Origin of the sequence: Sphaerimonospora sp. CA-214678 (genome assembly GCF_050942215.1) — a bacterium.
In the GTDB taxonomy this organism is placed as follows: Bacteria; Actinomycetota; Actinomycetes; order Streptosporangiales; family Streptosporangiaceae; genus Sphaerimonospora.
In genome coordinates this window covers 4,649,363-4,668,876 of the sequence record NZ_CP192056.1, presented here as the reverse complement: position 1 = coordinate 4,668,876, position 19,514 = coordinate 4,649,363, and the positions used below count along the sequence as shown (strand labels likewise).

18 protein-coding genes are annotated in these 19,514 nt (G+C 71.1%); 6 read left to right on the top strand and 12 right to left on the bottom strand.

The window, feature by feature from the left end; translation table 11 throughout:
- Positions 1-44: 44 nt before the first annotated feature.
- From ACQP1K_RS20915 to ACQP1K_RS20905, 3 genes are all read right to left on the bottom strand, one after another.
- Positions 45-914, bottom strand: coding sequence for a 1,4-dihydroxy-2-naphthoate polyprenyltransferase (locus ACQP1K_RS20915; protein ID WP_433497398.1), 870 nt, complete (start codon positions 912-914; stop codon positions 45-47).
- Between the two features lie 178 nt (positions 915-1,092).
- Complete coding sequence (locus ACQP1K_RS20910) at positions 1,093-1,695, bottom strand: N-acetyltransferase family protein (RefSeq protein ID WP_433497397.1); 603 nt, start codon at positions 1,693-1,695, stop codon at positions 1,093-1,095.
- 38 nt (positions 1,696-1,733) lie between these two features.
- Positions 1,734-2,279: a CGNR zinc finger domain-containing protein gene (locus ACQP1K_RS20905; protein WP_433497396.1), complete on the bottom strand. Its 546-nt coding sequence runs from the start codon at positions 2,277-2,279 to the stop codon at positions 1,734-1,736.
- 225 nt (positions 2,280-2,504) lie between these two features.
- On the opposite strand from ACQP1K_RS20905, the gene ACQP1K_RS20900 reads away from it, so the two are divergent.
- From ACQP1K_RS20900 to ACQP1K_RS20890, 3 genes are all read left to right on the top strand, one after another.
- Complete coding sequence (locus tag ACQP1K_RS20900; protein WP_433497395.1) at positions 2,505-2,990, top strand: MarR family winged helix-turn-helix transcriptional regulator; 486 nt, start codon at positions 2,505-2,507, stop codon at positions 2,988-2,990.
- Positions 2,991-3,097: 107 nt separating this feature from the next.
- A complete protein-coding gene (locus tag ACQP1K_RS20895) occupies positions 3,098-4,534 on the top strand; it encodes an MFS transporter (protein WP_433497394.1) in 1,437 nt (478 codons plus the stop codon).
- 18 nt (positions 4,535-4,552) lie between these two features.
- Positions 4,553-4,690 carry a hypothetical protein gene (locus ACQP1K_RS20890; RefSeq protein WP_433497393.1) on the top strand — a complete coding sequence of 46 codons (138 nt, stop codon included), beginning with the start codon at positions 4,553-4,555 and terminating at the stop codon, positions 4,688-4,690.
- Between the two features lie 37 nt (positions 4,691-4,727).
- Here ACQP1K_RS20890 and ACQP1K_RS20885 read toward each other — a convergent pair whose 3' ends face one another.
- From ACQP1K_RS20885 to ACQP1K_RS20870, 4 genes are all read right to left on the bottom strand, one after another.
- Positions 4,728-5,207 (bottom strand): GntR family transcriptional regulator, encoded by a 480-nt coding sequence (locus ACQP1K_RS20885; RefSeq protein ID WP_433497392.1) that lies wholly within the window; start codon positions 5,205-5,207, stop codon positions 4,728-4,730.
- Positions 5,208-5,252: 45 nt separating this feature from the next.
- Positions 5,253-5,732 carry a GntR family transcriptional regulator gene (locus tag ACQP1K_RS20880; protein WP_433497391.1) on the bottom strand — a complete coding sequence of 160 codons (480 nt, stop codon included), beginning with the start codon at positions 5,730-5,732 and terminating at the stop codon, positions 5,253-5,255.
- Positions 5,733-5,837: 105 nt separating this feature from the next.
- Entirely contained in the window at positions 5,838-6,512 is a 675-nt protein-coding gene (locus tag ACQP1K_RS20875; RefSeq protein WP_433497390.1) for a JAB domain-containing protein, read from the bottom strand.
- Positions 6,513-6,564: 52 nt separating this feature from the next.
- A complete protein-coding gene (locus tag ACQP1K_RS20870) occupies positions 6,565-7,302 on the bottom strand; it encodes a GntR family transcriptional regulator (protein WP_433497389.1) in 738 nt (245 codons plus the stop codon).
- A 184-nt stretch (positions 7,303-7,486) separates the two neighbouring features.
- On the opposite strand from ACQP1K_RS20870, the gene ACQP1K_RS20865 reads away from it, so the two are divergent.
- The 3 genes from ACQP1K_RS20865 (at position 7,487) to ACQP1K_RS20855 (ending at position 10,757) form a co-directional block, all read left to right on the top strand.
- Complete coding sequence (locus ACQP1K_RS20865) at positions 7,487-7,741, top strand: hypothetical protein (protein ID WP_433497388.1); 255 nt, start codon at positions 7,487-7,489, stop codon at positions 7,739-7,741.
- 335 nt (positions 7,742-8,076) lie between these two features.
- Positions 8,077-8,994 carry a 4-hydroxy-tetrahydrodipicolinate synthase gene (gene dapA / locus ACQP1K_RS20860; RefSeq protein WP_433497387.1) on the top strand — a complete coding sequence of 306 codons (918 nt, stop codon included), beginning with the start codon at positions 8,077-8,079 and terminating at the stop codon, positions 8,992-8,994.
- 77 nt (positions 8,995-9,071) lie between these two features.
- On the top strand, positions 9,072-10,757 hold the full coding sequence (locus tag ACQP1K_RS20855; protein WP_433497386.1) for a ribonuclease J: 1,686 nt from the start codon (positions 9,072-9,074) through the stop codon (positions 10,755-10,757).
- 320 nt (positions 10,758-11,077) lie between these two features.
- On the opposite strand, the gene ACQP1K_RS20850 is transcribed toward ACQP1K_RS20855, so the two are convergent.
- The 5 genes from ACQP1K_RS20850 to ACQP1K_RS20830 form a co-directional block, all read right to left on the bottom strand.
- Positions 11,078-12,640 carry a DHA2 family efflux MFS transporter permease subunit gene (locus ACQP1K_RS20850; protein ID WP_433497385.1) on the bottom strand — a complete coding sequence of 521 codons (1,563 nt, stop codon included), beginning with the start codon at positions 12,638-12,640 and terminating at the stop codon, positions 11,078-11,080.
- Between the two features lie 93 nt (positions 12,641-12,733).
- Positions 12,734-16,123: an ATP-binding protein gene (locus ACQP1K_RS20845; RefSeq protein WP_433497384.1), complete on the bottom strand. Its 3,390-nt coding sequence runs from the start codon at positions 16,121-16,123 to the stop codon at positions 12,734-12,736.
- A gap of 15 nt (positions 16,124-16,138) precedes the next feature.
- A complete protein-coding gene (locus ACQP1K_RS20840; protein WP_433497383.1) occupies positions 16,139-17,338 on the bottom strand; it encodes a hypothetical protein in 1,200 nt (399 codons plus the stop codon).
- Positions 17,335-18,594, bottom strand: coding sequence for a glucarate dehydratase family protein (locus ACQP1K_RS20835; protein WP_433497382.1), 1,260 nt, complete (start codon positions 18,592-18,594; stop codon positions 17,335-17,337). The genes ACQP1K_RS20840 and ACQP1K_RS20835 overlap by 4 nt, the downstream gene beginning before the upstream one ends.
- Positions 18,588-19,493 (bottom strand): 5-dehydro-4-deoxyglucarate dehydratase, encoded by a 906-nt coding sequence (locus ACQP1K_RS20830; protein WP_433497381.1) that lies wholly within the window; start codon positions 19,491-19,493, stop codon positions 18,588-18,590. Before ACQP1K_RS20830 ends, ACQP1K_RS20835 begins: the two co-directional genes overlap by 7 nt.
- Positions 19,494-19,514: the final 21 nt, after the last annotated feature.

Genomic DNA, 19,514 nt, shown 5'->3' with positions numbered 1-19,514 from the left:
GTGGTGAGCCGGGGAGGGGCGACAGCCGTACCGAGGGGTCGAGCTCAGAGAGCCAGACCGAGGGTGAAAAGGGCGCCGAAGGCGAGTTGCAGGCGTCCGGTCTGCTGGAGTGTGGCGATGAGGGCGGGTCCGGTGACCCCTGTCCGGACCGTTCTCACCGGCTCCACCAGGAGCGGAAGAGCGATCAGGGTGAGCGCGACGAAGGGCCGCGCCGGCACCAGGGCGAGCGCGATGGCGAACGGAAGGAGCAGGTTCGCGGTGTAGAGCAGCCGTGTGCGGGTGTCGCCCAGCACGACGGCGAGGGTCCGCTTCCCCGACGTCTCGTCGGTCGGGATGTCCCGGAGGTTGTTCACCACGAGGAGCGCGCAGGCCAGGAGCCCGACAGGAACGGCGGCGGCCAACGACAGCCAGCTCAGGCGCTCGACCTGGACGTACGTCGTTCCGGTCACCGCGACAAGGCCGAAGAACACGAAGACCGAGATCTCGCCGAGGGCGCGGTAGCCGTACGGCCGTGAGCCGCCGGTGTAGAACCATGCGGCTCCGATCGCGGCCACACCGACCAGTAGCAACCACCACGTCCCGGTCGCGAGCACGAGTGCGAGACCGGCGACGGCGGCCGTGAGGAAGCACAGGAGAGCGGCGGTGAGCACTGCCTTGGGTGTGGCCGCGCCGGAGCCGACGAGACGCATCGGGCCGACCCGATCGGTGTCGGTGCCGCGGATGCCGTCACTGTAGTCATTGGCGTAGTTCACCCCGACCTGCAGGGCGAGTGCGACGAGCAACGCCACCGCGGCCCGCCACCAGACCGCCGCGCCTTCGGCGATCGCCGTGCCGGTGCCGACGGCGACGGGGACGACGGCGGCGGGCAGGGTCCGGGGGCGCGCGCCCGCTAACCACTGAGCTGGGGTGGCCACTTGTCTCCCTTTTTCTTACCTGGGTGCCATGCGATGAGGGTCACACAAGTCTGGCCAACCCCGGGGCGCGTGTCGACGGCGGGGTCCGGGTCCGCGAGACGAGGCGAAGGTCAGCGGAGGCGATGCGGGACTCTCCGAAGGAGAGTCCCGGTGGATGTCGGGACAGGCATCGGCGATGTCAGCGGATGTCGGTGCCGAGACGGACCATCCGGATGGGACGGCCCATGTCGAGCACCCGCTCGGCCTCGTCCTCGCCCCACCCCGCCGACTCCAGGAAGCCGAGCATCGGGTGGTTGTCGGCGAACACCCACGTCACGACAGCGTCGTAGCCGTCCTCGCGCAGGAAGTCCGCTGTCGCGTTGAGCAGGCGACTGCCGTGGCCCCGCCGGATGTGGTTGGGGTCGATGAGCAGCGTCAGCAACTCGGCGGTCGTGCCCGGGGGCAGATCCGGATCCTCGGCCGGCCCGTGCGAGGCGAGGCCGACGACCCGGTCGGATGCCCGCTGCGCCGCCGTGGCCATGACTCCGCCCGGCCCGAGGGCGGCGAAGGCGTCCGTGTCAGGAACCACGCGCTCGACCGCGACCAGCACCCGGTGCCGTGGGGTGGGCGGCGACAGGATCGCCTCGTCCCACTGGCGGCGCCACATCTTCTCCGCCGCCGGCCCGGTCATCTGCTCAAGTGGGCCTGGAGGCAGGAAGTCGCGGTAGGCGCACTTCCACGCCCGGATCTGGGTGCTCGTCACCGCGTCGACGTCTTCGAGACGGGCAGGTCGTACACCCATTCAGCCGGCTCCTTTCTTTACCTGTAACACCGTACTGGTCAAGACGACCTGGGCGAACCTTCCGCCCGGCGTCGTGCCCGATATGCCCTTGTTTTGGTGCGGTTTCCGCAAACCCGCATCGAGCACCAGGAGCGCGACCGGTTCTTGGACGAGTCGATGAAGGCCCACTGACAGGTGTTCTGCGCGCACACCTTGAGCCGCCGCCAGGTCCCCTCGGAGTGGGCCGCGGGGATCGACGCCGCGATCCGCGCGAGTCCCCCCGCCACCCCGGTCAGGGCCGGCCGCAGACCGGGGGTTCCCACGGCCAGGGTGACCCGTACCGGCAACTCCGCCAGCGCCGCGTCCAGATCCTCGGGGAGGTCGTACGGCCCGGCGTCGTGGTGGTGCCGCAGCACGCGCCGCAGCCCTTCCCGTAGCCGGGCCGCCATGACCAGGTCCTCGTCGACGGCGCGGTCTCCGTCTTCGATCAGTCCTCGTTCGCGCAGCCACATGGACAGCTCGGCAGGGGACGCGAGCTCGTCGGCGTCGTCCTCGACGTCGTAGGTGTTCACGAAGTCGCGGAGCAGCTCCGCCGGGCCAGCCACGGTCGATCACCCCTGGTGACCACTGTACGGCAGTCGGCGGGGTCGGATAATCGAGACCTTCGCCGGGTGCGCCGGGAGCGGGCGTTCGATCTCACGCGACGACGCCGGCCGGGAGCCGTACCCGGAGGTGCGGCCGGCCGTTCCGGTCGCCTCGGGGCGTTCTGGGCCGCAAAATTCGGACTTTTGAAGATAATCCGGGACGGGACGGATTGATAGCCTGGATGCATGACTGCCATGGCACCCTCGCGTGACGAGCCCGACCTGTCCTTCCTGCTCGATCACACCGGTCACGTGCTGAGGACGCGGATGGCGGCGGCGCTCGCCGAGATCGGACTGACGCCGCGCATGCACTGCGTGCTCGTCCATGCCCTGGAGGAGGAGCGCACGCAGATCCAGCTCGCCGAGATCGGCGACATGGACAAGACCACGATGGTCGTCACCATCGATGCCCTGGAGCAGGCCGGCCTCGCCGAGCGCCGTCCGTCCAGCACGGACCGGCGGGCCAGGATCGTCGCGGTGACGGAGCAGGGTGCGCGGATGGCGAGGCGGAGTCAGGAGATCGTCGACGGTGTTCACCGGGCCGTCATGGAGTCGTTGCCGAAGGAGGAGGCCGAGGTGCTCGTCCGGGCGCTCAACCGGCTGGTCGCGGGGCATCTGGACACTCCGGTGGAGGCGCCCCGGGTGGTGCGTCGGGCGCGGCAGAGGGTGTGACGCGTCCACAGAAGATAAATCTGTTAGGGATTATCCTGTAAGGGATCGTCTGCAACCAAACTATCTGTTACGGTCTCTCCTGTTTCCATGCGAACAGGAGGCGACCCATGTCGCGTACCGCACTCTCCTCGTCCCGGCGGCTCGTGCTGGGCGTGCTGTCCGTCACGATGCTGATGACGGTCCTGGACGGCAGCATCGTCACCGTGGCCATGCCGGCGATCCAGCGAGAGCTCGGCTTCGCTCCCGCCGAGCTGAGCTGGACCGTCAACGCCTACTTCATCGCGTACGGCGGTCTGCTCCTGCTGGCCGGTCGGCTGGGCGATCTCCTCGGCCGCCGGAGCATGTTCCTGGCGGGCAACACCGTCTTCGCCGCCGCGTCACTGCTCGCCGGGGCGGCCACCGGGCCGGAGGCGCTGATCGGCGCCCGGTTCCTCCAGGGCGTCGGCAGTGCCATGGCCTCGGCGGTCGTGCTCGGCATTCTGGTGACGACCTTCACGGACGCCGGAGAGCGGGCGAAGGCCATCGGCGTCTTCAGTTTCACCGGCGCCGCCGGGGCGGCGCTGGGACAGGTGCTCGGTGGGGTGCTCACCGACGTGCTCGGCTGGAACTACATCTTCTTCATCAACGTGCCGATCGGAGCGGCCGTGATCGCGCTGGCGGTACGGGTGCTGCCGGCCCAGCGGGGGATCGGTCTGTCGGCCGGAGCCGACGCCCTCGGCGCTCTGCTGGTCACCGCGGGTCTCATGCTGGGCATCTACGCGGTCGTCGGCATCGAGCGGTACGGCATGGGCTCCCTGGCGTACGGTGCCGTTTCCCTCGCGCTGCTGGCCGCCTTCCTCGTCCGCCAGGCGGCCGCCCGGACCCCGCTCATGCCGCTGCGAGTCCTCCGTTCGCGTCAGGTCGCCGGGGCCAACCTGGTGCAGGTCCTGACGCTCGGTGCGATGTTCGCCTTCCAGATCGTCGTGGCGCTCTTCATGCAGCGGGTGCTCGGGTACGGCGCGCTCGACACCGGTCTGGCCATGCTCCCGGCGGCGCTGTCCATCGCCGGGATGTCGTTGTTCGTCTCCCCGCGGCTGATCACGCGCTTCGGCGCGCGGGCCGTACTGCTGAGCGGTCTGACGCTCCTCGTCGGCGCGATGGCCTGGCTCGTCCGCGTACCCGTCGACGCCCGTTACCTGACGGACCTGCTCCCCGTGATGGTGCTCGTCATGGGCGGCGGCCTGGTGCTCCCGGCGCTGACCACCCTCGGCATGTCCGAGGCACGCTCCGACGACGCGGGTCTGGTGTCGGGACTGTTCAACACGACTCAGCAGATCGGCCCCGCGATCGGCGTCGCCGTGCTGTCCGTGCTGGCCGCGTCCCGCACGCGGGAACTGCTGGCGGGCGGGGCCGGTACGGCGGTCGCGCTGACCGGCGGCTACCGTCTCGCCTTCACGATCTCCCTCGCCCTGCTGGTCGCCGCCTTCGCGGCCGCGCTCGCCGTACTACGCCGGCCCCGGGCCGAAGCGGATCACCCGGCGGCACTCCGGCCCGAGCACGTGTAGCAGGAGACGGAGGCGGCCGTGGGCAAACAGGTCGACGCCAACCTGCGGGTCTGGGTCGAGCGGCTGCGCGACCGCGGTGTCACCTGGGCCAGAATCGGCGCGGCTCTCGGTATGACCCGCCAGTCCGCCTGGGAGAGGTTCTCCGGAGAGGAGTGAGGCGGGAGGCGATCAGGGGCCGGCCCGGCCGGAGGGGTCAGCCGCCGGGCCAGGCGCCGGGATCGCGGACATAGGACCCGCGATAGGGCACGGTGAACACCCAGCCGCGCTCGCGCAGGAGCGCGGTGGCGTGCCTGGCCGTTGCTTTGGCGACCCCGTACTGCTGGATCAGCGTTTTCTCGCTGGGAACGGGACGGCCGGGCTTGAGGTCGCCCCGGCGGATACGGTCCGCGATCTCATCGGCGATCCGTTCATAGGCGGCCGCCCCGCGGCGGACTCGGGGAACCGTTCCGTCGCCCACGAACGTGCCCTCGCCCTGGATCGTGTGGGCGAGACCCTGCTCCCTCAGTTCGCGGGCGACGCGCCGGGCCGTGAGCCGGGCGATGCCGTACTCGGCCGTCAGCTCGGCCTCGCTCGGTAACGGATCTCCCGAAGCGAGGTCTCCACGGTCGATCCGGGTCCGAATCATCTCGGCGATCTGCTTGTAGACGGGAACCGGTCCATCACGATCGAGCATGTGCCCACGCTAGACGAGCGGTGACGACCGGACGAGGGAAACGGGCTAGTCTCTCGGCCAGTTCTCCTCTGGAGAGACGTAACTGCCCCGCTGCGGGACGGTGTAGACCCACCCCTGTTCCCGCAGGGTCGCGATCGCCTTGCGCGCCGTTTCCCGTGCCACCCGGTACTCCTGCACGAGCGCGGTCTCGCTGGGAATCGGGCGTCGCGGTCGCAGGTCTCCGCTGCGTATCCGATCGATCAGATCATTGGCGATCTTTTGATACAACGAGATCTTGCGCTGTTCCCTGGGCATCTCGGGCCGGCCCACGAAGGTGCCCTCGCCCTGAACGGTGTAGATGAGGCCCTCTTCGCGAAGCATGTGGAACGCCCGACGGGCGGTGGTGCGCGCGACACCGAACCGGCTCTGAATCTCGGCCTCGCTCGGGACCGCGTGACCGGGTGTCAGATCCCCGTCCAGAATCTGCCGCCGGAGGATGTCGGCGATCTGGACGTACAGGTGAGTATCCCCATCGTGGTCGAGCACAGTCGCACGATAGGTGACCCAGGACGGGGGGTTCCGTCCGGATATGTGCCTTAGGCGAGTACTTTCATCAGTGGACGGCGCGATACAACTAGACGTACTCTGCAATCAGGCATTCTCCAGGGGCGGGACCGGAACCCGGCGCCAGGCGGTGTCGGTGACGATCACGTGGTCGAGGAAGCGGAGGCCGACGGTGTCGGCGGCCTCGTGGAGGCGGGCGGTGACCTCGAGGTCGGCACGGCTGGGATCGAGAGAACCGCTGGGGTGGTTGTGGGCGAGGCCGAACGCGGCCCCGCCCGAGGTGAGGACGGTGGAGATGATGTCGCGAACGGGCGCGGGGGTGTGGTCGCTCCCGCCCTCGCTGACCACGGCACGGCGGATGACCGCGCCGCGCGGGTCGCAGATCACGATGACGAGCCGCTCCCTGGGGTTTCCATGGAGCATGGGGGCGGACGCCGCCGCGATGTCCGCCGAGCAGGTGATGCGGACGCGCTCGGGCTCGGCGCGGGCCCGCCGTGCGAGGTGGAAGGCCGCGGCGATGCGCGCCGCCTTGGCGGGGCCGATGCCGGGCACGGCGAGCAGCCGGTGGGGGTCGGAGCGGGCGAGCTCGCCGAGGTCGCCGCAGTACGCGATGAGCCGGGAGGCGAGCTCGACGGCGCTGACGCCCCTGCCGCCCGAGCAGAGCAGCAGGGCGAGCAGTTCCCGGTCGGCGAGTGCCCCCGAGCCGGCCGTCATCAGCCGCTCGCGGGGCCGGTCGGCCGGGGGCAGGTCCTTGACGCGCATCGGCACCTCCGGATGGGGACTCCGGAACGGTTCTACCAGCGGGGACCGACAGTCAGGCGTGGACGGGGATTCCGTACGCGAGCCGGAACCTGTCGCCGGGGATCACGATGTCACTGGTCTCCACCGCGCGGCCCCCGGCCCAGATGGTCCGCTCGACGTGCAGGACCTGAACCCCGGCGGGCAGCTCCAGCAGGTCGATCTCGGTCGGCTGGGGCACCCGGATGTGGACGGTCTCACTGATCTCCGTGACCGGGGTGCCGGTGGCGGCCAGCCGGGAGAGCATGCTCCTGCGTTCTCCCGTGCCCTCTTCCGGCGCCTGGCTCTGGCCAGGTTCGAGCAGTTCATAAGAGGTGAGGAGCTGCATCGGGCGGCCGTCGCCGCGGAGGACGAAGCTCACCTTGATGACGGGGCCGCAGTCGCCGAGCCGCAGACGTTGTGCGATCTCCTGGGGTGCCTCGACAAGCTCGCTGCGCCAGTTCGACGTCGGCTGCCGGCCGCAGGCCTGCATGTCCATGGTGAACCCGGCCTGCGGGTCGGCCGTGCGATCGCGCTGCAAGGAGAGCAGGACGGGTTTCTCCCGCACCCGGTGTCCAGATCCCACCCGGCCGATGATCAGGCCCTCCTGGACGAGTACGCGGAGCGCGTGGCGAGCGGCGGTCTCTCCGACGCTGTACTTCCGGGTGATCTGGTGGCGAGACGGGATCGGCGCCCCCGGCGGGAGCGTGCCGTCGATGATCTGGCGGCGGAGGTCCTCGACTACGCGCAGGTAGACCGGATCAGAGTTGGCCATGAATCCATTCCCTGAGGGGCTGACGAAAGCTTCCCAATCTTGGCGTATCCGAAGAGCAACTCAGAGTAACGGATACAGCCTGTGACTCCAACTTTGCGCCCAGAAAGGTCGGCGAATGGGCCAATCTCCCGCTAAGGCGACAGGTCCTGAAATTCCGGTTCCGCCCCCGTATCACGGCATACATGTGGCCCCGATCCAGTTGGACCATCAGAAGATCAACTGGTTGCGGCCGACCGCCCGCAGCGATCGCGTGCGCGTCCGCCTGCACACCTGTGAATGCAAGGCGACGATCTACGAGCTGTGCCACTCCGGCGGCCTGGTGTTCATCCGCCGCACGATCCGGAGCACCGAGGGATCGGACGTCCGCGAGACAGAACGCCTGATCTCGGTGCGTATGGAGGTCCTCTGGAACAGACTCCTCCTCGGTGAGGCCCGCTGAGGTACGGATCCCTCCGGCGGTCGGTCTTCCGCCCCGCCCAGGGCGTCCAGAAGGGCCGTCCGGGCCTGTAGGCGACCTTCCGCCCAGAATCGGCGAAAAATTTCGGCAGGGTGTGTAACGCGGACGTAAGGCGCACCGATTGTTCGGTTAGAGGCCGCTGATGTGTGTACCCCCGAGCACATATCGGCGGCCTCTTTCGCTCCCGGAGCCGTCGACCCAAGCGGGCGGCCACAGGCGATCAGCGGGAGCGACCGGCGGCGTGCGCTCCGGCGACGAGGGACATAACGGGGTGCCGGGGTCCTACAACCGCCCGGAATCCGGGTACCGTTCGGTCTATGGCATCGCCAACTGGAACTTCCGACGCCCCCTTCGGTCGCATGCTGACCGCGATGGTCACGCCGTTCACCTCTGACGGCGCCGTCGACTATGCGGGCGTCCAGCGGATCGCCGCATATCTCGTCGACGAGCAGCGCCACGACGGCCTTGTGATCAGTGGCACCACCGGGGAGTCCCCCACCACCACGGATGAGGAGAAAGACCGCATCCTTCGTGCGGTCGTCGAGGCCGTGGGCGACCGTGCTTTCATCGTCGCCGGGGCCGGGAGCAACGACACCCGTCACAGTGTCGAACTCGCCCGGGCCGCCGAGCGCGCGGGGGCGCACGGGTTGCTGGTGGTCACTCCCTATTACAACAAGCCTCCTCAGGAGGGCCTGTTCCAGCATTTCACGGCCATCGCCGACGCGGCGGGGCTGCCGGTGATGCTCTACGACATCCCCGGCAGGACCGGGGTTCCCATTGAGACCACGACCCTGGTGAGGCTCGCCCAGCACCCGCGGATCGTCGCGGTGAAGGACGCCAAGGGCGACCTGTTCGCGGGATCCCAGGTCATGATGGCCACCGATCTCGTGTTCTACTCGGGAGACGACCTGCTCAACCTGCCGTGGCTGTCGGTCGGCGCCGCCGGGTTCGTCAGCGTGGCCGGTCATGTGATCGGCGCACAGCTCGCCTCCATGATCGAAAGCCATCGGTCCGGGGACGTCGCGGGCGCCCTCGAGACGCACCGCCGCGTGCTGCCCGTGGTCGCGGGCATCATGACGCGGACCCAGGGAGCGATCATGGCGAAGGCCGCGCTGACGCTGGTCGGCCAGGGCGGCGGTCATGTACGGCGCCCACTCGTCGACGCGACGGAGGACCAGATCGCGTTGTTGCGTACGGACCTGGTCGCGGGCGGCGTGAAGCTTGCGGACACCTGACACATATGGAGACGAATGAGCGAGCGAAACACACGGAACAGCGGCACTGACCTATGGGGGACGGGGGAGGAGCTCGTATGAGTCACCCGCATCCCGAGCTCGGGCCGCCTCCGCCACTGCCGGACAACGGCCTGCGCATCGTTCCACTGGGCGGCCTGGGGGAGATCGGCCGCAACATGGCGGTGTTCGAGTTCGACGGGCGGCTGCTCGTGGTCGACTGCGGGGTGCTGTTCCCCGAGCCCGACCAGCCGGGCGTCGATCTCATCCTGCCCGATTTCGACTACATCCGGGGGCGCCTGCACGACGTCGAGGCCCTCGTGCTCACGCATGCGCACGAAGACCACATCGGCGCCGTGCCGTACCTGCTGCGGGAGCGTCCCGACATCCCACTGGTCGGGTCACGGCTCACGCTCGGGCTGATCGAGAGCAAGCTCACCGAGCACCGGATCCAGCCGGTCAAGGTCGAGGTCATCGAGAACGAGCGCCGCGCGTTCGGCCCGTTCGAGTGCGAGTTCATCTCGGTGAACCACTCGATCCCCGACGCCCTGGCCGTGGCCATCCGCACCCCGGCCGGGATCGTGCTGCACACCGGCGACTTCAAGATGGACCAGCTTCCGCTGGACGGGCGGCTGACCGACCTCGGGGCGTTCGCCCGGCTGGGGTCGGAGGGCGTCGACCTGCTGATGTCGGACTCCACGAACTCCGAGGTGCCGGGTTTCGTCACCAGCGAGCGGGAGATCGCCCCGGTCATCGACGACGTGTTCCGCACCGCGGAGAAGCGGATCATCGTGGCCAGCTTCGCCTCGCACATCCACCGCGTCCAGCAGATCATGGACGCCGCCGAGAAACACGGCCGCAAGGTGGCCCTGATCGGCAGGTCGATGGTCCGCAACATGGGGGTGGCCCGCGAGCTCGGCTACCTGAAGGTCCCGGCGGGCCTGCTGGTGGACTCCCGCGAGATCGAGGAGTGGCCGCCGGAGGACGTGGTGCTGATCTGCACCGGTTCCCAGGGTGAGCCGATGGCCGCCCTGTCCCGGATGGCCAACCGCGATCACCCGATCAGGATCGCGGCGGGTGACACGGTCCTGCTCGCGTCCTCGCTCGTCCCGGGCAACGAGACCGCGGTGAACAAGGTCATCAACGGTCTCAACCGGTGGGGCGCCCGCGTGGTGCACAAGGGCAACGCCCGTGTGCACGTGTCGGGTCACGCCGCGGCCGGCGAGCTGCTCTATGTGCTGAACCTGACCAAGCCGTCCAACTTCATGCCGATCCACGGGGAGTGGCGGCACCTTCGGGCGCACGCGAAGCTCGCGGGCCTGACCGGGGTTCCGGACGAGAACATCGTGATCGCCGAGGACGGCGTCGTCGTCGACCTGGTCGACGGCCGGGCGCGGATCGCCGGCGCGGTGCCGTGCGGATACGTCTTCGTGGACGGCACCTCGGTCGGCGACATCACCGACGTGGCGTTGAAGGACCGGCGCATCCTCGGCGACGAGGGATTCATCTCCGTCGCGGTGGTGGTGGACTCCACCACGGGGAAGCTGACGGGCGGACCGGAGATCACCGCACGCGGCTCGGGCATCGACCCCGACGCGTTCGACGCGGTCATCCCGCAGATCGAGAGCGCGCTGCAGGAGGTCGCCGCTGCGGGGGTGGCCGACGTCATGCAGATCCGCCGCACGATCCGCCGCACCGTCGGGCGCTGGGTCAGTGACACCTACCGCCGCCGCCCGATGATCATTCCGGTGGTCGTCGAGGTCTAGCCGATGCGACCTGGCATGGACGAATCGTCAGCCAGGCGGAGGAACCTGCCGCCTGGCTGATCGACGGCATGCGCCCGCGGGGGAGAGGCCCGGGAGGACCGTTCGCGGGTGCGGTGTCTCGCTGTTCGCTCCCCGGCGTCCCGTCGACGGACTCCGGGCCGCCGTCCCTTGGAAGGCCGCTGGTTCACGGCCCCGGTCAGCGCCGGGCGCGCCGCGTCGTGTCCTCGTCCGGTCCTGACGTGCGCCGGCCGCGCGCTGCTCGCGCTCTGGGCGGACGGACACGCCCCGCCTCGGCCGCCGGTGGGGCGTCGTCGTCGGGCTCAGCGCGGGCCCCGTGCCGGTTCGTGCTCCCCGGACCCGTGTTCGCCGGATTCGGCATACTCGGGGATCACCTTCGGCACGCCCCGCAGGGCGAACAGGGCGGCGACCGCCAGGCAGACCAGGATGACGGCGCCCGCCAGCACCGTCACCTGGATGCCGTGCACGAAGGAATCCCGCGCGGTGCGGACGACGACCCCCGCCACGTCGCCGGGGAGCGCGGCGGCGGCCTCGAGCGCTCCGCCGAGCGTGTCGCGCGCCTGGGCGGCGACGTCGGCGGGCAGCCCGGCCGGCAGTTCGAGATCGGCGCGGTAGACGGCGTTGGTCATGCTGCCGAGCACCGCGATGCCCAGCGCGCCGCCCATCTCCGAAGCGGTCTCGGAGATCGCGCTCGCCGCGCCCGACCGCTCCTTCGGCACCGAGGCGAGCACCGTGTCGTTGGTGACGCTGAACGTGAACCCCATCCCGGCACCCTCGATGATCATGGCGGCGAGCAGATAGGGGTAGTTCACCTCCACGGTGATGCCGGAGAACATGGTGAATCCGGCGGCGGTCAGGGCGAGCCCGAGCGCGACGACCGGACCGCGACCCCACCGATGGACCAGGGGGCCGGAGAGAGCTCCGCCGACGCCCGCCGCGAGCCCTCCCGGCAGTCCGGCGAGTCCCGAGACCAGCGGCGACCAGCCCACGACGAGCTGGAAGTACTGGGCGAAGAGCAGAGACATGGCGAGCATGGCGAAGATCGCGACGAGGGTGGCGCCGACCGCTGCGGTGAAGGCACGGCGCCGGAACAGTCGTACGTCGATGAGCGGCTCGGCGAGCCGGGTCTGCCGCCGCACGAACACGATCAGCGCGGCGATTCCGATCGCGGCGGCGACGGCGACCCGGGTCTGGCCCACCCCGCCGTCCGCGGTCTCCTTCAGCGCGTAGATCAGGCCGAGCACGCCGGCGGCGGAGAGCGGGACGCTGATCAGGTCGATCCGGCCGGGCCGGGGGTTGCGTGATTCCGGCAGTACGGCCAGGCCGGCGACGACGATCAGCGCCACCACCGGCAGATTGACCAGGAAGGCCGAGCCCCACCAGAAGCGGTCGAGCAGCACACCGCCGACGACGGGTCCCAGGGCGAAGCCCAACGCGGTGATGCTGCTCCAGATCCCGATCGCGGTGGTCCGTTCCCTGGGGTCGGTGAAGACGTTGCGGACGAGCGACAGCGTCGAGGGCATGATGGTGGCCCCGGCGACGCCGAGCAGCGCACGCGCCGCGATGAGCAGCTCCGGGGTGGGGGCGTAGGCGGTGACCGCCGAGGCGGCGCCGAACATGAGGGTGCCGATGAGCAGCAGCCGCCTGCGGCCGATCCGGTCGCCGACGTTGCCCATGGTCACCAGCAGCGCGGCCAGGGCGAAGCCGTAGATGTCGACGATCCACAGCAACTGGGTCGCCGTCGGCGTGAGGGCCTCGGTGAGTTTCGGCACCGCGAGATGCAGCACGGTGAGGTCGAGGGACAGCATGAGCATGGCCAGGCAGGCCACGGCCAGCGTGCCCCATTTGCGGGAGACGACGTTCATGGCGTCAGCGTGGGCGTCGGCGCTGACCATACGCCAACGGTCCGCTGACCATGGGCCCACGGTCCGCTGACCGTCGCTGACGGCGGCGTGATCTCAGCCGTCGTCGAACGCGGTCAGGTGGCCGGTGATCAGGCCGAGTGCGGGAAGGGGCTCGTCCATGGCCGCCGGCATCCTCTCCCGGAGGGCGTCGCGGGCCTGGCCGTACAACCGGCCGAAGGTCGTTTCGCCGAGCGCGGTGCGGCATCGGGCGGCGACCCGATCGACGTCGGCGTCACCCACCGGAGGGGTGCCGCGCAGCGCCGCGCCGACACCGAGCAGCGACGTGGCGCGCTCGACGTCGCCGTCCAGCAGTGCGACGCCGGCGAGAGCCTCGGCCATGCGCGCCGCGGTGAACAGGTTGACGCCGCCCACCCCGGTCGCCATCGCCCGGCGATGCCAGGCCAGCGCCTCGGCGGCGTCGCCCTCCGCCTGCGCGATCCACCCGAGCGTGAGGTAGGTGCGCGCCCGGTTCTCCTCGGCGTCGAACCGGTCCGCCGTGCATTCGGCGAGCGCCGCCTCGCACAACCGCCGCGCCTCGATCGAATCACCGCTCCGGCGGGCCAACTCGGCCAGGCCGAGAAGGGCGTCGGCGGTGAGCTCGGGGATGCCCGCACGCCGGGCGAGATCCACCGCGCGTTCGAAGTCGGCCCGGGCTCCCACCGGGTTCCCGGCCTGCGACCGTCCCGCGGCCCGCCGGCTCAGCGTCTCGGCCATGTCGGCCGTGGACCCGAGCTGTTCTGCCAGCTCCAGCGCCTCGTCGGCGAGGGCCTCGACCCTCGCGTGGTCTCCGCGCCACATGGCTATGTCGCCGAGGCCGCTGAGCGCCATGATGATCGACCACCGGTCGCCCACGGGGCGCATGCCGCGCAGCGCTTCCGAGATCGCCCGCTCGGCCTCGTCGAGACGCCCGTCCAACAGCAGCAGGTACGCGTGCCCGAATCCGGTCAGCGCCCGCATCCACGGATCGTTCGCCAGCAGGGGGTATCTGCTCATCAGCCGCCTGCGCTCGCTCCGGTCGGGCGGGCCTGCGAGCATCGCTTGCAGCACGAGGATGAAGGGCTGCCGGGGCGCCGCCGACATGGTGTTCACCACTCTCAGCGCGGCCTCGACCGGCAGTCCCCGGGGCGTGCCCCAGGCCGCGACGCAGACACACAGTGCGGTCTCCTCGGCGAACCTCCCGGTGAACCCCGAAGCCGCGTCCGGCTCCGGCTCCGGCGCGAGCTCGGCTGCCGGCTCCGGGATGATCTTCTGGAGGAGGTCCCGGGCGAGCGCGGCCGCTTCGCCTCGCCGGCCCCGCAGCAGCCAGAATCCGGTCAGGGCGGACAGCAGGCGCAGCGCCCGCTCGATGTCGCCGTCCTCGGTCGCGCGGCGGAGGGCGGCGTGCAGGTTGTCGTGCTCACCGTCCAGCCGGTCGAGCCATTCGAGCTGCTCGGCCCGGCGCAGGTGCGGCTCGGCCGTCTCGGCCAAATCCAGGAAGTACGCCACATGGGCCCGGCGCACCGGTCCGTCCTCGCCCGCCTCGGTGAGCTGTTCCGCGCAGAACGCCCTGATCGTCTCCAACATCCGATAGCGGCCGTCTGCCGCCTCTACCAGGGATTTCTCCACGAGAGAGGCGAGCAGGCCGTCGGTGTCCGGCAGCCCGCAGACCCGCTGTGCCGCCTCCAGCGTGGCGCCGCCGGCGAAGACCGTCAGCCGCCGCGCCATGGTGCGCTCGGCCTCGTCGAGCAGGTCCCAGCTCCACTCGACCACCGCGCGCAGCGTGCGGTGACGCGGCTGGGCCGTACGGCTGCCGCGCGACAGCAGCGAGAACATCTCCGGCCGGGCCACCCCGTCCAGCCGGGCCGCGATCTCGGCGGTCGTCAGCGACCGCGCCCGGGCGGCGGCCAGTTCGATCGCGAGCGGCAGCCCGTCGAGCGCCCGGCAGATCCGCAGCACGTCCCGCGTGACCTCGGGATCGAGCCGGAAGCCGGGGCGTACGGCGCCGGCACGCTCGGCGAACAGCCGTACCGCCGGGTAGGCGAGCGGGTCGGCGGGGCGGACGCCCGGCGGGGGGAGTTCCAGCGGGGGCACCGGGAGCAGCCGCTCGCCCGTGATGCCCAGGGCCTCGCGGCCGGTGGCCAGGACGCGCAGGGCAGGGCAGCCGGCGAGCAACCGGTCGGCGAGGCGGGCGGCGGCCTCGATCACGTGCTCGCAGTTGTCGAGGACGAGCAGCGCGGGACGCGCCGACAGTGCGGCGATCAGCCGGGCGACCGGATCGCGGGCGCGATGGTCGGCGGTGTAACGGGCGGGCGCCCTGCCTCCGGCGGCCAGACCGCCGGGAGCCAGGCCCTCGGATACCAGAGCACCGGAAACCAGAGCACCGGAAACCAGGGCGCCGGGAGCCAGTCCGCCGGGAACGGGCGGGGTCAGTGCGCCGTCGCGCAGGCCGAGGGCGCCGAGCACGGCGTGCGGCACGTCCGCGCCGTCCGCGAGCGGCGCCAGCTCGACGAACCAGACGTCGCCGGGATGCCGCGCCGCCGCCTCGGCAGCCAGCCGGGTCTTCCCGCTGCCGCCCGGCCCGGTCAGCGTGACCAGCCGTGCCTCCCCGAGCAGCGCCGCGATCCGATCGAGCTCGCCCGCCCGCCCGATCAGCGAGGTGAGCCGGGCGGGCAGCGGCTGACGGCGCTCCGAGGCGCGAGACAGCGACGGGTCCGACCGGAGCACGGCCAGGTGGACCCCGGCGAGCTCGGGGGACGGGTCGGCGCCCACCTCCTCGGCGATCCGCCGCCGCGCGTTCTCGAACGCGGTCAGCGCCTCGGCCTGGCGACCGGCCGCGTAGAGCGCGCGCATGAGCTGCCCGATCGAGCGTTCCCGCAGGGGGTGCGCGGCGGTCCTCTCCCGTAGCTCGGCGACCAGGCCTTCGTGCTCGCCGAGCGTGAGCCGGGCCTCGGCCAGGTCCTCGGCCGCCGACAGACGCAGCTCCTCCAGCCGGGCCGCCTGCGCGGCCGCGAACGGCGCGTCCACGACGTCGGCGAGCGCGGATCCGCGCCACAGCCCGAGCGCCCGCCGCAGGTGCCCGGCCGCGCCGAGGTGATCTCCGGAGGCGAGCCGTCGCCGCCCCTCCGCCGCCAGCCGCTCGAACCGGAGGGCGTCCACGTCGTCGGGCTCGACCGCCAGCAGATATCCGGCGGGGTGGCGCACGAGGAGGTCACGGAAGGGCAGCCCGCCGAACCGGAGCTCGCCGAGCAGACGGCGCAACCGGGAGACCTGTGCCTGAAGGGCGTTGACGGCCCCCGCGGGTGGCTCGGAGCCGTACATGCCGTCGATCAGCCGCTCCGCCGTCACCACCCGGCCGGCGGCGAGGAGCAGCAACGAGAGGAGCGCCCGGACCTTGGGTCCGCCGACGGCGACGGGGGACGCGTCGTCGGGCCGTGCCTCGACCGGACCGAGGATGCCGAACCGCATGCCGTCAATTCTGGCTCACTCCCGCACGGCCTGGCCGATCGCTTTCAGCCGGGCGGCGGACACGAGGCCGCCGTGGTACCAGTGGATCTCGTCCGCGCCCGCTGCGCGGTAACCGCCGGCGAGCCGGGACAGGGCCGCGCCGTCGGCCGGCCGGGGCGGCAGCGCCAGCACGTACGCCCCGATGCGGGGGCCGAGCCGGCCCGGTTCAGCGGGTCGATACGGTGCATCGGGCCGGTTCGGTTCACCGAGGCGGCGCAGCGCGCGCAGTCCCGCCATGTCCGCCTCGGGGTCGTTCCAGCAGTTGCCGATCAGCAGGTCCGCGTCGACGGTGCCGGACGTCGACACCGTCGCGAACGAGCCCGTGGCCCAGGGATCGGCATCGGCGTGCAGCGCGAGCGGCATCCCCGGCCGCGCCGACCTGATCCGAGCCGTCAACGGGTCGCGCAGCTCGCGGGCGAGCCCGGTCCGCAGGGTTCGCACGGCTTGCGCCAGATCGCCCAGCGCCTCCTCCACCGACGCGGGCGCCGATCCGGAGGCGCGGTCGACACCGGCCCGCACCCGCGACGTCAGCTCGCTCACGTCGACGCCGGCCGACTCGTAGCGCGTACGGCAGGTCCGGCAGAAGCAGAGCGACAGCAGCGCGATCTGCACCGGCGACCAGTCGGCGCCGTCGGTCTTCTCGTGCAGCCCGGCATGCCGGAGCCCCAGCGCGCCGCAGGCTTCCAGGATCAGCCCGTCGGGCTCGCCCAGCTCGACGATCTCGCCCACGAGCGTGTGACAGTAGTCCCGCACCTCCTGGGACGCGGGGCAGAGCGCGTAGGGGTACGGCTCGCCGAAGGCGTTGACGACGACCAGGCCGGGGTCGGCCGAGCCGAGCAGCGAGTTGTGGGTGAGCACGGTCCAGGCGTGCACGGGCAGGCCCTCAGCGCGCAGCGCGGCGGCGGCCTCGCCGAACGGATCGGCCGACGCCGTCCACTCCGCCGGGACGGCGGGGACCAGCCGGGCGTCTTTCCACGCTTCCTCGCGTACCGGGACGTAGCACGCGGCATACCGCGCATCCACCAGGCGGTGGGCGGGGTGCAGCGGGGTCGCGGCCCGGGTGGCGTGATAGGTGGCGGCCAGTGCGACCGAGTCGACGCCGAGTGACCTGAGCCGCGCGGGCGCTCGTGGATCGCCCACGATGTCCCAGGGGTAGACGTAGATGACGTTGGTCACCAGCGCGGCCGCTGTGCGGAGAACGACGGTTCGAAGGTGCGCATGTAGGTCTCGTCGTCGCGGGCGCGTATCCCGCACTTGACGTACTGCTCGTGCATCACGGCGAGGGCGTCGCGGTCGAGTTCGACGCCGAGGCCGGGCCCCTCGGGCACCGGGACGGCTCCGTCGACGAAACGCAGCGCGCCTGGCACGACGACGTCCTGGCCGTCCTGCCAGGGCGTGTGGGTGTCGCAGGCGTGTGTGATCGCCGGGGTCGCCGCCGCGAGATGGGTCATCGCCGCGAGACTGATCCCGAGATGCGAGTTGGAGTGCATGGACAGCTCGATCCCGAACGTCGCGCACAGCGTCGCGATGTGCGCCGACTTGACCAGGCCGCCCCAGTAGTGATGGTCGATCAGCAGTACGCCGATCGCACCCTGACGGATCGCGGGGGGAAGGTGCTCCGGGGTGACCACGCACATGTTCGTGGCGAGCGGCATCGGCACCTCGGCCGCCACCCGCGCCATGCCCTCGATTCCCGGTGCCGGGTCCTCCAGGTATTCCAGCGCGCCCTCCAGCGCCCGGCCGACCTCGATCGAGGTGCCGACGGTCCAGGCCGCGTTGGGATCCAGCCGCAGCGGATGGTCGGGGAACGCCTCCCGGAGCGCGCGGATGCCCTCGATCTCCTCGGCCGGCGGGAACACCCCGCCCTTCAGCTTGATCGAGCGGAAGCCGTACCTGTCGATGAACAGACGGGCCTGCTCGACGAGGCCGGCGGGGTCGAGCGCGGCGCCGAAGGCGTCCTCCGGCGCGCCAGGATGGCCGGCCCACTTGTAGAACAGATAGGCGCTGTACGGCACGGCGTCCCGCACCCGGCCGCCGAGCAGGTCGACGACCGGCCGCCCGGCGGCCTTGCCCCTGATGTCCAGGCAGGCCACCTCGAACGGGGAGAACACCCGGTCCACGGTCTTCTCCGGGGTGGCGATCCCGGTGAGCCCGTGCAGGTCGGAGACGACGTCCGCACCGACGGAGGCGGCCACGGCCGCGTGGATCGCGTTGTGCCGGTAGACGTCGAGGCCCACCAGCGCCTGCGCCGCCGTCCGCACCCGCTCCAGGTGATCGAGATCGCCGTAGGTCTCGCCCAGCCCGGTCAGGCCCTCGTCGGTGACGATCTCGACGATGGTCCGCAGTGCCCAGGGTTCGTGCACGCCGGCGGCGTTGAGCAGCGGCGGGTCCCGGAACGCGACCGGGGTGACGACGACCTGACGGATCAGCATCCGACGATTTCCAGACCGCTGGCGATGAGCTCTTCGAGCCGGGCGACGTGCTCGGGCGCCGCGTCGACCAGGGGCGGCCGGACCGGACCGGCGTCGAGGCCGCGCAGGGCCACCCCCGCCTTGACGAGCGCCACGGCATAACCCGGCACCAGGTCGCGCAGTTCGACGAACGGCCGGTAGAACCCGGTGAGCAGGCGCCGGACCAGGTCGTCGTCGCCCGCCGTGACCGCCTTGTGGAAGCCGAGGGAGATTTCGGGCACGAAGCAGAAGACGGCCGAGGAGTAGAGGTTCACCCCCAGGCCGCGGTAGGCCTGGGCCGTCATCTCGGCGGTCGGCAGCCCGTTGAAGAACATGAACTCCCGGTCGGTCGCCTGCCGTACGGCGAGGGTGATCCGCTGCAGCAGGTCGAGATCGCCGAGCCCGTCCTTGAATCCCACCACGCCGGGCAGCCCGGCGATCTCCGCCGCGGACTCGGGGGTGAATCTCGCGTTGCCGCGCTGGTAGACGATCGACGGCAGTACGGACGCCGACGCGATCTCCCGTACGTACCTGACCAGACCGCTCGCCGGGGCGTTCACCAGGTAGGGCGGAAGCAGGAGCAGGCCGTCCGCCCCCGAGCGTTCGGCGATGCGTGCGCAGTCGCGTGCGAAGGGCAGCGCGCCGCCCGCACCGGAGAACACCGGGACTCGCCCGGCCGTCGCCTCCACCGCGATCCGGACCACCCGCTCGTACTCGTCGAGGCCCAGGGAGTTGAACTCTCCCGTGCCGCACGCGGCGAACACCCCGCCGGCGCCGGCGTCGACACCACGCTCGACGTGCCGCCGCAGGGCGTCCTCGTTGAGCGTGCCGTCAGCGGCGAACGGAGTCACCGGGAAGAACAGGACGCCATCCAAACGCATTATCTACTCACTCCCCAACCC